This window comes from Amycolatopsis thermalba (assembly GCF_023376025.1).
In the GTDB taxonomy this organism is placed as follows: domain Bacteria; phylum Actinomycetota; class Actinomycetes; order Mycobacteriales; family Pseudonocardiaceae; genus Amycolatopsis_E; species Amycolatopsis_E thermalba.
In genome coordinates, this window is sequence record NZ_CP091196.1 from 1,400,958 (window position 1) to 1,413,724 (window position 12,767).

Consider the following 12,767-nt stretch of genomic DNA (forward strand, 5'->3'; position numbering starts at 1 on the left):
CACAAGAGGACTGGGCCACATCGCCCTACGGACGGCGGGCGGCCAGCCCCAGCGCCCGCGCCGCGAACCGGGCCACCGCGTCCACGGCCGCCCGCTCGGCGAACCCGTCCGCGGGAGAGGTCCAGACCTCGATCGTGCCGTCGGTGCCCAGCACGACCTCACCCAGCAACACGCCGGTCGCCGGCTCCGCGATCACCCACGAATAGCTCTCGTTCCGCGCCCACTCGCGGGCCCGCCGCGCCGCGTACCGGCTCGGCGCGGTCACCCCGGCCGCCGCCAGCGCCGGCAGGTCGCCGGCCCGCAGCTGCCGCAGGCGGTACCGGCCCGCGTTGATCTCCACCGGATCCATCAGCGCCGCCGCCAGGTCATGGCCACCGCGACCGCGACCGGGACCAGGAAGACCAGCCACATCCCACGGGTCAGCACGAACACCGCCACCGCCGCGATCAGGAGCAGCGGCAGGAGCCCGAGACCGGCCTTCCGCACCGGCGTCCGGGACGGCACCGGCCGGTCGAGCACCCGCGGCCGGGGCTCGGGCAGGTCGGCGAACAGCGGCGCCAGATCGGACCGGGTCCGCGCGGCCGCGACCTTCGCCGAGCGCAGCCCGAACTCGTCGATGTCCAGCCGCCCGGTGCGGACGTGCTCGGACAGGGCGTCCATGGCCTCCGTGCGCTCGGCGTCGGACAGCCGCAGCTCCGGCTGGTCGCTCACCGCCGCCGGTCCCGCCGGCCGTGGTTGCCGTGCCGGTGCTTCTCCCAGTCCGAACCCCAGAAGTTGCTGGCGGCCGCGGTGAACACGAACGGCATGGCGATCCACCACCAGGTCGACGTGGCGAAGGCCAGCACGATCGCCGCCACCCACAGGAACGGCACCGCGGCGGCCGCCACGCGCTGCGGCAACGGTCGGTCCGACCACTGCCGCGGCGTCCGGTCCGGCTTCTTCTCGACCGCCCCCGCCGGCTTCTCGAACACCGGATGCGGCTCCGGCAGGTCGGCGAACAGCTCGGCGAGGTCCCGCCGCGTGCGCGCGGCGGTGACCTTCGCCGAACGGTCGCCGTACTCGTCGAGGTCCAGGCGCCCGGCGCTCAGGTGCTCACCGAGAGCCTTCAGCGCGGACTCCCGGTCGTTGTCGCCGATGCGCAGATCGGGCGAGGGAACCTCGGTCACCCCGTCAGGTTAGTCCTTGATTTCGAGCAGGGAAGCGCCTTGCGTGACCGCGGCGCCGACCTCGACGGAAAGTCCGGTCACGGTGCCCGACTTGTGTGCGGTGACCGGGTTCTCCATCTTCATCGCCTCGAGCACGACGAGCAGATCGCCCGCCTCGACCTGCTGGCCGTCCTCGACCGCGATCTTGACGATCGTGCCCTGCATCGGCGCGGCCACGGTGTCCCCGCTGGCCGTGGTCTTCGTGCCGCCGCCCCGCTTGCGCGGCTTGGCCTTCGCGCCGCCGCCGTTGCCCTTGCCGCCGCCGCCGGCGAGCGCGAGGTCGCCGGGCAGCGAGACCTCCAGGCGACGGCCGCCGACCTCGACGACCACCGTCTGACGCGGCTCGGCCTCGTCCTCGGCCTCGGCGGCCGCGGTGAACGGCTCGATCTGGTTGTCGAACTCGGTCTCGATCCAGCGGGTGTGCACGGAGAAGCCGTCTTCGTCGCCGACGAACGCCGGGTCGCGCACGATGACGCGGTGGAACGGCAGGACCGTCGCCATGCCCTCGACGATCATCTCGTCCAGCGCGCGGCGGCTGCGCTCCAGCGCGTTCTGCCGGTCGGTGCCGGTGACGATCACCTTCGCCAGCATCGAGTCGAACTGCCCGCCGATGACACTGCCGTCGACCACGCCGGAGTCGACGCGCACGCCCGGGCCCTCGGGGAAGACCACCTTGGTGACGGTGCCCGGCGCGGGCAGGAAGTTGCGCCCGGCGTCCTCACCGTTGATGCGGAACTCGATGGAGTGGCCGCGCGGCGTCGGGTCCTCGGTGAACCGCAGCTTCTCGCCCTGGGCGATGCGGAACATCTCGCGCACCAGGTCCACGCCCGCGGTCTCCTCCGTCACCGGGTGCTCGACCTGCAGGCGGGTGTTGACCTCCAGGAACGAGATCGTCCCGTCCAGGCCCACCAGGTACTCGACCGTGCCGGCGCCGGAGTAGCCGGCCTCCTTGCAGATCGCCTTGGCCGACTCGTGGATCGTGCGGCGCTGCTCGTCGGTCAGGAACGGCGCGGGCGCCTCCTCGACCAGCTTCTGGTGGCGGCGCTGCAGCGAGCAGTCGCGGGTGCCGACGACCACGACGTTGCCGTGCAGGTCGGCCAGGACCTGGGCCTCGACGTGACGCGGCTTGTCCAGGTAGCGCTCGACGAAGCACTCACCCCGGCCGAACGCGGCGACCGCCTCGCGGGTGGCCGACTCGAACAGCTCCGGGATCTCCTCCTTGGTGCGGGCGACCTTCAGGCCGCGGCCGCCACCACCGAACGCCGCCTTGATCGCGACGGGCAGGCCGTGCTCGTCGGCGAAGGCGATGATCTCCTCGGCGTTCGACACGGGGTCCTTGGTGCCCGGGACCAGGGGAGCACCGGCCTTGAGCGCGATGTGCCGCGCGGTGACCTTGTCACCGAGGTCGCGGATCGCCTGCGGGCTCGGCCCGATCCAGGTCAGGCCCGCGTCGATGACCGCCTGCGCGAAATCGGCGTTCTCGGAGAGGAAGCCGTAGCCGGGGTGGACGGAGTCGGCGCCGGACCGCTTGGCGACGTCGATCAGCTTGTCGATGACCAGGTAGCTCTCCGCCGCCGTGGTGCCGCCGAGGGCGAACGCCTCGTCGGCGAGCTGGACGTGCGGCGCGTCCCGGTCGGGCTCGGCGTACACCGCGACACTCGCGAGCCCGGCGTCCTTGGCCGCTCTGATGACGCGGACCGCGATTTCACCCCGGTTGGCGACGAGGATCTTCGTCACCGGTCCGCCCTGGGTCGCGCTGGCCTGCTCGGGCACGCCCTTACCTCCATCTGGTCCTTCACGCAATCCCCCCGGAGCGTCGCGCGGCGCTTCCGCGGGCCTTTCCCGGAGTTTACGGCGGCGTAGTCGTGCTGCGGTGAGACCCGGCTCACGCTTACCCTGAAGGGGAAAGGGGTGGGCACGTGGGCAGGGGACGCGCGCCTCGGTCGGTGGTTGTGACCGCGGTGGTGGCCGCCGTCGTCGCGTTGTCCGCCCTGGTCACCGTGCGGTTGCTGCGCGAGGACGGGACGAGCGCGCAGGCGCCGGCCGGCGCCGGGAGCAACGCGGTGACCGCGGGCGCGGATTGCGGTGAGGGGCCGTGCCAGGTGGTGGCGCGGGCGAGTGTCGATGGCAAGCCGGTCGAGCTGCTCGCCGACGCCCAGGGCGGGAACGGGCGGTTCCAGGCCGGCGCCAACGTGCTCGAGCTGACGGTGACCGAGCTGGGCGGACGGCTCGACGCGAACTCGCTGTCCTGCGTGAGCGGCGCGGTGTCGGCGTGCCTGGTGCACGCGCGGCAGGAGGGCGCCGCGATCGCCCAGCTGCTCGTCGGCCGCGCCGGCACGTGGCGCTCGGTCGACAAGCCCTACTACTCCAGCGGCGGGGTCGTGCGGCTGGACGACGTCACCGGGGACACCGCGCCGGAGGTCGTGGTCGTGCAGAGCTCGCCGGTGCTGGCGCGGGTGTTCGCCCTGGACGGCAGCGCGCTGGGCTGCACGCGGCGCTACACCTCGGTCAGCCAGCTGCGTGGCTGGCCCGAGGTGCAGCTCAACTCCAGCGACCTGCGCGCCTGCTCCTAGTGTCCTGAGTCGTTAATTCGAGTTCAGCTGTAGGGTGCGGCATGCCGAATCCGAAGCTGCCTGAGTTGGCCTTGTCCGTTGATGAGGCACAGACGTTGCGGAACTGGGTGCAGCGGCGGAAGACGGCTCAGGCGTTGGCGTTGCGGTCGGGGATCGTGCTGCGGTGCGCCGAGGGCGGCTCGAACAGCGAGATCGCCGCGGAGTTGGGCGTCGGGCGCGCGATGGTCGCGAAATGGCGTTCCCGGTTCGTGGCCCAACGACTGGACGGCCTGGTCGACGAGCCACGTCCGGGGCGCCCGCGCACGATCACCGACGAGCAGGTCGAGGCGGTGATCACCAAGACGCTGGAGTCCACGCCGGCGAATGCGACGCACTGGTCGACCCGGTCGATGGCTGCGGAGTCCGGGTTGACCCAGACCGCGGTGACCCGGATCTGGAATGCGTTCGGTCTGCAGCCGCATCGCCGTGAGGCGTGGAAGTTGTCCAAGGATCCGTTGTTCGTGGACAAGGTCAAGGACGTGGTCGGGCTTTACCTCGCGCCGCCGGAGCGGGCGGTGGTGCTGTGCGTGGACGAGAAGTCCCAGATCCAGGCGCTCAACCGCACCGCCCCGATCCTGCCGATGATGCCGGGAACGCCGCAGCGTGCCACGCACGACTACACCCGCCACGGCACCTCCAGTCTGTATGCCGCACTGGACATCGCCACCGGCAAGGTCATCGGCCGGCTGCACGCGCGGCATCGTGCGATCGAGTTCAAGAAGTTCTTGATCGCCATCGACAACGAAGTACCCGCGGACCTGGCAGTGCATCTGGTTATGGACAACGTCTCGACCCACAAGACCCCGGTGATCAAACGCTGGCTGGCAGCTCACCCGCGGTTCACCGTGCACTTCACTCCGACCTCGAGTTCCTGGCTCAACCTCGTCGAACGCTGGTTTTCCGAGCTGACGACCAAAAAACTCCAACACGGCAGCCACACCAGCGTCCACGCGCTCAATCGCGACATCCGCGCATGGATCGAGACCTGGAACAACGAACCACGGCCCTACGTCTGGACCAAGACCGCCGACCAGATCCTTGACTCCATCGCACGCTACTGCACGCGAATTAATAACTCAGGACACTAGGGCGTCTTCGAGCGCAGGGTGCGGGACCGTGCGCGCGATCCCCACGCTCTCGCAGGCCAACCGGCAGCGACGGCTCCGGCACCGCCCCCACTGCGCGTCGTCCGGGGGGTGTCCGGAGCGTCGCTGCCTCGCCTCTCGAAAACAGGCCCTAGACGAGTAATGCTTAAGTTGGGGTGATGCCCGGAGTGAGGCGAAGGGTGTTCAAGATCAGTTTGTGACGACAGACCTGAACACCCTTCTCACCGCACTCTACGTCAAGATCGACGACCACCTCACGGGTCAGCGTCGGCGGGGCCGGCCACCGAGGCTGACCGACGCCGAGTTGGTCACCCTGGCCGTGGCCCAGGCGCTGCTGGGGTTCACCTCCGAGGCCCGCTGGCTGCGGTTCCTGCCCGCCCGGATGCCCGGCGCGTTCCAGTACCTGCCCGGCCAATCCGGCTACAACCGTCGCCTGCGTGCCGCATTGCCGCTGATCAAGCACGTGATGCGCTGGCTGGCGGCAGACACGGACCTGTGGACCGACACCACCTGGATCGTCGACTCAACCCCGGTCGAATGCGGACGATCCCGGCCCACCGTGAAACGGTCACAGCTGGCCGGCTGGGCCAAATACGGTTACTGCCGATCACACTCGCGCTGGTTCTGGGGCCTGCGCCTGCATCTGGTCTGCACCCCGGCCGGACTGCCCATCGCCTGGGCGTTGGCCGACCCGAAGATCGACGAGCGGCAGGTACTGATGGCTATCTGCGACCACGAACCTCGCCTGCTCACCGAACGCCCCGGACTGCTGATCATCGCCGACAAGGGCTACGTCTCCCGCGAACTCGACCACTACCTCACCGAGCGCGGCGTCCGGCTGATCCGACCGTCCTACCGCAACCGCAAGCCCCACCCCGGCGAACCGCTACTCAAGTCCATCCGCCAACTCATCGAGTCAGTCAACGACACGCTCAAAGGCCAGTTGGACCTGGAACGACACGGTGGGCGGACCATCGAAGGCGTCGGCATCCGCATCGCCCAACGTCTCCTGGCCCTGACCGCGGCGATCTGGCACAACCGCGCCACCGGCCAACCCACCACCCGATCCCTCACCGCCTACGACCACTAACCGAGATCGGAATTACTCATCTAGGCCCGGACCGGTGCCGGGGCGTCCAGCAGCGGCGCCGTGGTCGGCGAGTGCAGCACCTCGTCGTCGAGGAGGCCCTCCGTGCGTGCGATCCAGGTCGGGATCGCGATCTGGCCCGCCACGTTCGTCGCCGTGCGCATCATGTCCAGGATCGGGTCGATGCCGTAGATCACCGCGATCCCGGTGGCGATCACCTCGGGCGGCAGGTTCAGCGTGCTCAGCGTCAGCGTGAGCATCGTGAACCAGCCGGTCACCCCGGCGGTGGCGATCGCGCCGAACACCGCGACCACGACGATCAGCAGGTAGTCGGCGAAGCTCAGCGAGATGCCGAACAGGTTCGCGATGAAGATCGTGGCCACCGCGGGGTACACCGCGGCGCAACCGTCCATTTTGGTCGTCGTGCCGAGCGGCACCGCGAAGCTCGCGTAGCCGGGGTCGACGCCCAGGTTCACCGCGGTCTGCCGGCTCAGCGGCAGCGTCGCCCCGGAGGAGCGGGACACGAACGCGAACTGCAGCGCCGTCCACGCCTTGCGGAAGAACAGCGCCGGGCTCACCTTGCCGACGAACCGCAGCAGCAGCGGGTACACCACGAACAACACCAGCAGCGTTCCCGCGTAGACCGCGACGATCAGCGACAGCAGCGGCCGCACGAACTGGTCTCCGTAGGTGGCGAAGGCGTGCCCGATCAGGCCGAGCACGCCCAGCGGCGCGAGCCGGATGATCCAGCCCAGCACCTTCTGCACGATGTCGAACACCGCGCGGTTGAAGTTCACGAACGGCTCGGCGCGGTCACCCAGCGCGTACGCGGCGAGGCCGACGGCCAGCGACACGAGCACGACCTGCAGGATCTCGCCGTCGGCGAAGGCCTCGAACAGGTTGCTCGGCACCAGGTTGTTGATCAGGTCCAGCCACGAGCCCTGGTCGCGCGACGCGAGCTTCTCCACCGTCGACGGCTGGGGCTGCAACGAGACGCCGGTGCCCGGGTTCACGATCTTGCCGATGGCGATGCCGATGAGCACCGCGATCAGCGAGGTCGTGGCGAACCACAGCACGGTCTTGCCGCCGAGGCGGGCCGCGGTGCGGGCGCCGCCGAGGCCGCGCAGGCTCACGATGCCCAGCACGATGGCGGTGAAGACCAGCGGCAGGACGGTGACCTGCAGCAGGTTCGTGAAGATCGACCCGATCGTGTCGAGGGTCGTGACGAGCCAGTCCTGGCCGGTCTGCTTCGCCAGGACGCCCAGCAGGGCGCCCACGACGAGGGCGACGACCACGATCAGGCCGAAGACCTTGGGTTTGGTGTAGGTCCGTAACAGGGACACGGGTTCGCTCCGGGGCGTGAAAGTCACTGGTTGTGCCGCGTGTGGTCAACACACGGCGTCACCGGACTCTTCCCCATGACCCGTTCGTGTGGGCGACTTCTCAGGATGTGGGAGACCAGAGGTCGGTGACGCTGACCCCGACCTCCGCCAGCAGCCGCCGGGTCAGCGGCAGGCTGATCCCGATCACGCTGGACGGGTCGCCGTCGACGCCCTCGACGAACCAGCCGCCCAGCCCGTCGAGCGTGAACGCACCCGCCACCCGGAGCGGCTCGCCGGTGGCGACGTAGGCGTCGATCTCGGCCTGCGACGGTGCGGAGAACCGCACGTGGGTGGTCTGCGTGCCGACGGCCTGCCGCACCTTCTCGCCGCCCTCCACCAGCAGCACCGCGTGCCCGGTCAGCAGGTCGCCGGCGCCGCCGGCCATCTGCGCCCACCGCTTGCGCGCGGTCTCCGCGTCGCCCGGCTTGCCGAGCATCTCGCCGTTGAACGACAGCATCGAGTCGCAGCCGACGACCACCGCGTCCGCGTGCGTGCGGGTGACCTCGGCCAGCACGGCCTCGGCCTTGGCGAGCGCGAGCGCGGTGACGAGCTCCTCGCGGGACGGGTCGGTCAGGGCCGCGGCCACGGCGTCCTCGTCGACGCCGGAGACCACGACACTCGGTTCGATGCCGGCGGCACGCAGCACCGCGAGCCGCGCCGGGGACTGGGAAGCCAGAACGAAACGCACGGCGCGAGCGTAGAACCACGCCGAGACGGCTCGCGCGGCGGTGCGGGTAGCGGCTGCCCTCCGCGACTGCGCCACCCACCAAGTCGGTGTGGTCCTCGCGGCGGCCCGTCGGCTCACGGGTGCGCTCTGGGCGGTCGCCCGGTTCCGGCGGGCCTCGCCCGCGGTCCGGCTTCGGCGGGCGTTGCCTGCTTGTCTGCTGGTGGCTGCGCTTCGCGGGACACGCCATCCACCGCGTCGGTGTGGTCCTCGCGACGGCCCGCCGGCTCACGGGCGCGCTCCGCTCCGGCGGCCCCTCGCCGCGGGGCGCCTCATCAACTTCCGGCCGCCGCTTGGGGCCGCGGTTCCCGTGGCAGCGCTACCTGCCACCTTCGGCGGGCGCGCTCCGCGCGGCTGCTTCGCGGGGCCGCTTCCTCGTCGATTCCCGCCCGCCGCAGTCCGGGCGGTCGCGCGTCGCTCGGCGGTGCCATCCACCACCTTCGGCGGGCGCGCGACTCGCGGAGTCGCCTCCTCGTCAACTCCCACCGCCACCCACGTCAGCGACTCGTCCGGGAGCTGGTCGCCGTCTCGCCTTGCTCGTCAGGCGCGCGTCGCCGCTGGGGCGGGCGCCGGCCGCGGAGCCGGGCGGCGCATGGCGGCCGCCGCGATGATTCCGAGCAGCAGCACCGCCACCGGCAGCAGGATCGTTTCGCGGGTCGCGTCCGTGAGCGCCCGGGGCGCGTTCCCGCCGCTGCTCGCCATGCCCGCGCTGATCCGGGCCTGCAGCAGCACGCCAGTGGCCGCGCTGCCGAACACGCCGCCGACCTGCCGGGCGGTGTTGAAGATGCCCGACGCGGTGCCGGCCAGCCGCGGCTCGACCGAGCTCATCGTCACGTTGCTCATCGGCGCGAACACCGCACCGGTGCCCACCCCGCACAGCAGCAGGCCGGGGAAGGTGACCCACCAGGTGCTCGTCTCCCGCGCCATCAGCGCGATGAGCCCGAGACCCGCGGCGAGCGCGACGATCCCGAAGATCACCAGGTACCTCGGGTCGGTCCGGTCGGACAGGCGGCCGATGAACGGCGCGATGACCCCGGACAGCAGCGACATCGGCGCGGTGACCAGCCCGGCCTCGGTGGGGGAGAGCAGCAGCACGTCCTGCACGTAGATCACCAGCGGCAGGAACATCGCGGTCATCGTGAAGCCGATCGTGACCGCCGTCAGCGTGCCCGCGGAGAAGTTGCGGTTGGCGAACACCCGCAGCGGCAGCAGCGGCTCGCGGCGGTTGCGGCGCTGCCACACCACGAACCCGGCCAGCAGCAGCACCCCGGCGGCGATCACCTCGGCGACGTTGACCGGCCCGGCGACCCGGCCCCAGGAGTAGTGCTGCCCGTTCTGCAGCCCGAAGACCAGCAGCGACAACCCGGCGACGGACAGCAGGATGCCCGGGACGTCGAACGAGTGCGAGTTCCGCGGCTGCCAGTCCGGCACCAGCACCACCGCCAGCACCAGGCCGGCCGCGCCGACCGGCACGTTGACGAAGAAGATCCACTCCCAGCCCAGGTGGTCCACCAGCACACCGCCGAGCAGCGGGCCGGTGATCGTGGCCAGGCCCGCGACCCCGCCCCACAGGCCCATCGCCGGGCCCCGCTTGGCGGGCGGGAACAGGTGCGTGATGAACGCCAGCGTCTGCGGGGTCATCAGCGCGGCGCCCAGTCCCTGCACGGCGCGCGCGGCGATCAGCACCTCCGCGGTGCCGGCCAGGCCGCACCACAGCGACGCGAGCGTGAACACCGCGAGCCCGGCGAGGTAGACGCGCTTCGGGCCGAACCGGTCGCCGAGCCTGCTGGTGAACAGCATCGGCACCGCGTAGGCGAGCAGGTAGACGCTCATCACCCAGACGATGGCGTTCAGGTCGGTCGCCAGCCCGCGCACCATCGACGGGACCGCGATGGACACGATGGTGGTGTCCAGCAGGATCATGAAGAACCCGACGCACAGCGCGACCAGTGCCGCCCACGGGTCAGCTCGCTCGGTCATCAGATCTGTCCTCAGTGGATTCGGTGGGGACGGGGGAGAGCCGCTTCGGGCGGCGGTCGCCGGTCCAGCCGAGGCGGCCGGTGGTGATGTCGTCGACCAGTTGCCGGGTCCACTCCAGCTCGAAGCGGACCTGCGCGGTCGTGTAGCGCCAGTCGACCCAGTAGATCTCGGGCACCTCCGCGACCAGCCGGCGCGTGATGACCTCCTGCGACGCGGCCTTGGCCTCCAGCTGCAGCAGGCGCATCCGCAGCTGCTCCAGCGCGGTCTCGCGGCCGAGGTCGTCCATCGCGCCGAGGCCGCTGAGGAACTCGGGGTGCTCGCTGGCGAGCGTGCCCAGCATCGTCTTGGCGCGGTCGACGAACGCGTCCCGCCCCTGTTCGGTCAGGGCGTAGACGGTCCGCTCCGGCCGGCGACCCTCACGCTGGGTCTCCACGACCTCGATGTGTCCGGTGGCCAGCAAGCGGTCGACCGTGTGGTAGAGCGATCCGGGTTTGACCGCCACGCGGATCTCCAGGTGCCGGTCCCGCATGAGCTGGGTCATCTCGTACGGGTGCATCGGCCGCTCGTGCAGCAGTTCCAGGACGGCCATGGCCATCGGGGTGAGCTTCGCGGCAGGCATCATTCGCTCCAGTCCGTTTATTCCACGTGGACTACACGAGGTGGAACAAGACGCGGGCAAGCGGGGTCAGCGGGCGGCTTCGTCCCGGACGGCGGCGATGTGGTTGCCGATCACGGTGTGCAGGGCGTCGGTGTCACCGGCTTCGAGCAGGTCGCAGATGCGTTCGTGCTCGGCGAGGATGATCGGCGGGCGGACGGTGTTGTCGCGCAGCGCGGTGTTGACCATCCGCAGCTGGCGGTCGCGCAGGCCGGAGTAGAACTCGGCCAGCAGGGCGTTGCCCGCGGCCTCGACGAGGGTGGCGTGGAACTCGCGGTCGAGCCGGGTGAAGCGGGCGGTGTGCTCGGGCAGGGACACCGTGCGCTGCTCGTCGAGGACGGCCCGCATCTTGGCGGCGACCTCGCGGTGCGTGCCGGCGGTGATGATCTTCGCGGCGGCGTGGCGCTCCAGGAAGATCCGCGCCTCGGCGATGTCGTGCACCTCGTTCGGGGACACCGGGACGACCAGCGCGCCGCGTTTCGGGTAGAGGCGGAGCAGGCCCTCGGCGGACAGGCGGAGGAACGCCTCGCGGACCGGGGTGCGGGACAGCTCCAGCGCCTCGGCGACCTCACCCTCGCTGATCAGCCGCCCACCCTCGAGGCGGCCGTCCAGGATGCGGTCCTTGGTCCACTGGTAGGCCCGGTCGCCGGCCGCCTGTGAGCGGTCCCTCGTTGACATGGCCGCATCGTAGCCACGACGCTGATAGATACAAGATAGATGCAACAGGAGGTGATCCGGTGGCCGCGGGCAGGGCTTGGCTGATGTGGGGGCTGGGGGCGCTGTGCTACCTGACCGCGTTGTTCCACCGGATGAGCCTCTCGGTCGCCGGGCTCACCGCGCAGGAGCGGTTCGCCATCGACGCGACCGGGCTGGCCGCGTTCTCCGTGGTGCAGCTCGTGCTCTACGCGGTGCTGCAGGTGCCCGTCGGGGCGGCCGCCGACCGGTTCGGGCCGCGGCGGCTGCTGTCGCTCGGGATGGCGCTGATGGCCGCCGGGTCGATCGTGTTCGCGCTGGCCACGGCCTACCCGGCGGCGATGGCCGGGCGGGCGCTGATCGGCGCCGGTGACGCGTTCCTGTTCGTCAATGTGCTGCGGCTCGCGCACAACTGGTTCCCCGGCCGCCGGTACGCGCTGGTCGCGGCGCTGACCGGGATGATCGGCGGGCTCGGCCAGCTGATCGCGACCGCGCCGCTGGCCGCCCTGCTCACCGGGTTCGGGTGGACGCCCGCGTTCCTGGTGGCCGGCGTGATCACCGCGGTGCTGCTGGTCGCGGTCGGGATCGCGCTGCGCGACGGGCCGTCGGAGGTCGCGCGGGAGGAGCCGCGGGAGCCGTTGCGGGTCAGTCTGCGGCACGCGTGGCGCAACCGCGGGACGCGGCACGCGATGTGGACCCACTTCACGCTGATGGGCGCGTTCGTCACGTTCACCGCGGTGCTCGGGCAGCCGTACCTGGTGCACGCGCAGGGCCGGACCCCGGCGGCGGCGAGCGCGTTGCTGACCGTGGTGGTGGCCGGGTTCGTGCTGGCCGGGACGTTCGCCGGGCAGCTGGGGTCGCGGCGGCCGGGCCTGCGCGGGCCGATGGTGGCCGTCGCCGCGGTGGGGAGCGTGGCGTGCTGGGCGGTGCTGGTCGTGGTGCCCGGTCCGCTGCCGGTGGCCGCGCTCGGGTCGGTGCTGTTCCTGATCGGCGCCGCGGGCGCGGTGAGCATGCTGGCGTTCGATCTCGCGCGCTCGGCGAACCACGGTCACCAGGCCGGGGTCGCCAGCGGCGTGGCGAACATGGGCGGGTTCGCGTTCGCGGTGATCGCCGAGCTGGGGGCCGGCCTGCTGCTGGACGAACTGCTGCGGCACGGGGTGGCCGCGCCGCTGGCCTACCGGCTGTCGTTCCTGGTCGCGCTGGCGATGGGACTGGCCGGCACGGTGCGGCTGGTGACGCTGCACCGGCACGCCGGGGTGCGTTCCCCGCACCCGGAACGCGTGCTCGAACCCGCCTGAAGCCCGGCCGCACGGGGAGTGCGGC

At 71.2% G+C, this 12,767-nt stretch carries 13 protein-coding genes; 4 read left to right on the forward strand and 9 right to left on the reverse strand.

The window, feature by feature from the left end:
- Positions 1-25: 25 nt before the first annotated feature.
- From L1857_RS06855 to L1857_RS06870, 4 genes are read right to left on the reverse strand one after another with little or no spacing between them, the layout of a single operon-like run.
- Positions 26-349 carry a hypothetical protein gene (locus L1857_RS06855; RefSeq protein WP_094008910.1) on the reverse strand — a complete coding sequence of 108 codons (324 nt, stop codon included), beginning with the start codon at positions 347-349 and terminating at the stop codon, positions 26-28.
- A complete protein-coding gene (locus tag L1857_RS06860) occupies positions 349-711 on the reverse strand; it encodes a DUF1707 SHOCT-like domain-containing protein (RefSeq protein ID WP_205413415.1) in 363 nt (120 codons plus the stop codon). Before L1857_RS06860 ends, L1857_RS06855 begins: the two co-directional genes overlap by 1 nt.
- Positions 708-1,166, reverse strand: a complete 459-nt coding sequence (locus L1857_RS06865) for a DUF1707 SHOCT-like domain-containing protein (protein ID WP_116114783.1) — start codon at positions 1,164-1,166, stop codon at positions 708-710. The genes L1857_RS06860 and L1857_RS06865 overlap by 4 nt, the downstream gene beginning before the upstream one ends.
- 9 nt (positions 1,167-1,175) lie before the next feature.
- Positions 1,176-2,978, reverse strand: a complete 1,803-nt coding sequence (locus tag L1857_RS06870) for an acetyl/propionyl/methylcrotonyl-CoA carboxylase subunit alpha (protein WP_094008908.1) — start codon at positions 2,976-2,978, stop codon at positions 1,176-1,178.
- Positions 2,979-3,157: 179 nt separating this feature from the next.
- Between L1857_RS06870 and L1857_RS06875 the strand changes: the two genes are divergently transcribed.
- The 3 genes from L1857_RS06875 to L1857_RS06885 all read left to right on the forward strand — a co-directional run bounded on the left by L1857_RS06875 (position 3,158) and on the right by L1857_RS06885 (position 6,013).
- Entirely contained in the window at positions 3,158-3,778 is a 621-nt protein-coding gene (locus tag L1857_RS06875; protein ID WP_116114778.1) for a hypothetical protein, read from the forward strand.
- 41 nt (positions 3,779-3,819) lie between these two features.
- Positions 3,820-4,905 carry an IS630 family transposase gene (locus L1857_RS06880; protein ID WP_249464661.1) on the forward strand — a complete coding sequence of 362 codons (1,086 nt, stop codon included), beginning with the start codon at positions 3,820-3,822 and terminating at the stop codon, positions 4,903-4,905.
- Between the two features lie 214 nt (positions 4,906-5,119).
- Positions 5,120-6,013 carry an IS982 family transposase gene (locus L1857_RS06885; RefSeq protein ID WP_249464663.1) on the forward strand — a complete coding sequence of 298 codons (894 nt, stop codon included), beginning with the start codon at positions 5,120-5,122 and terminating at the stop codon, positions 6,011-6,013.
- A gap of 20 nt (positions 6,014-6,033) precedes the next feature.
- On the opposite strand, the gene L1857_RS06890 is transcribed toward L1857_RS06885, so the two are convergent.
- From L1857_RS06890 to L1857_RS06910, 5 genes are all read right to left on the reverse strand, one after another.
- Positions 6,034-7,353, reverse strand: coding sequence for a dicarboxylate/amino acid:cation symporter (locus tag L1857_RS06890; RefSeq protein WP_094008907.1), 1,320 nt, complete (start codon positions 7,351-7,353; stop codon positions 6,034-6,036).
- A gap of 100 nt (positions 7,354-7,453) precedes the next feature.
- Positions 7,454-8,080, reverse strand: a complete 627-nt coding sequence (locus tag L1857_RS06895; protein ID WP_094008906.1) for a Maf family protein — start codon at positions 8,078-8,080, stop codon at positions 7,454-7,456.
- A 576-nt stretch (positions 8,081-8,656) separates the two neighbouring features.
- Positions 8,657-10,096 carry a DHA2 family efflux MFS transporter permease subunit gene (locus L1857_RS06900; RefSeq protein WP_249464665.1) on the reverse strand — a complete coding sequence of 480 codons (1,440 nt, stop codon included), beginning with the start codon at positions 10,094-10,096 and terminating at the stop codon, positions 8,657-8,659.
- Entirely contained in the window at positions 10,080-10,715 is a 636-nt protein-coding gene (locus L1857_RS06905) for a PadR family transcriptional regulator (RefSeq protein WP_240323209.1), read from the reverse strand. Before L1857_RS06905 ends, L1857_RS06900 begins: the two co-directional genes overlap by 17 nt.
- 66 nt (positions 10,716-10,781) lie before the next feature.
- Entirely contained in the window at positions 10,782-11,429 is a 648-nt protein-coding gene (locus tag L1857_RS06910) for a GntR family transcriptional regulator (protein ID WP_116110964.1), read from the reverse strand.
- A gap of 59 nt (positions 11,430-11,488) precedes the next feature.
- Here L1857_RS06910 and L1857_RS06915 point away from each other — a divergent pair, with 59 nt between their 5' ends.
- Positions 11,489-12,742 (forward strand): MFS transporter, encoded by a 1,254-nt coding sequence (locus tag L1857_RS06915; protein WP_233157537.1) that lies wholly within the window; start codon positions 11,489-11,491, stop codon positions 12,740-12,742.
- The last annotated feature ends 25 nt before the right edge of the window (positions 12,743-12,767 follow it).

What these genes read in the sequence shown, in the direction of transcription:
- L1857_RS06855 (WP_094008910.1), bottom strand. Translation starts at nt 349, where the DNA reads ATGGATCCGGTGGAGATCAACGCGGGCCGGTACCGCCTGCGGCAGCTG.
- L1857_RS06880 (WP_249464661.1), top strand. Translation starts at nt 3,820, where the DNA reads ATGCCGAATCCGAAGCTGCCTGAGTTGGCCTTGTCCGTTGATGAGGCA.
- L1857_RS06900 (WP_249464665.1), bottom strand. Translation starts at nt 10,096, where the DNA reads ATGACCGAGCGAGCTGACCCGTGGGCGGCACTGGTCGCGCTGTGCGTC.
- L1857_RS06905 (WP_240323209.1), bottom strand. Translation starts at nt 10,715, where the DNA reads ATGCCTGCCGCGAAGCTCACCCCGATGGCCATGGCCGTCCTGGAACTG.
- L1857_RS06910 (WP_116110964.1), bottom strand. Translation starts at nt 11,429, where the DNA reads ATGTCAACGAGGGACCGCTCACAGGCGGCCGGCGACCGGGCCTACCAG.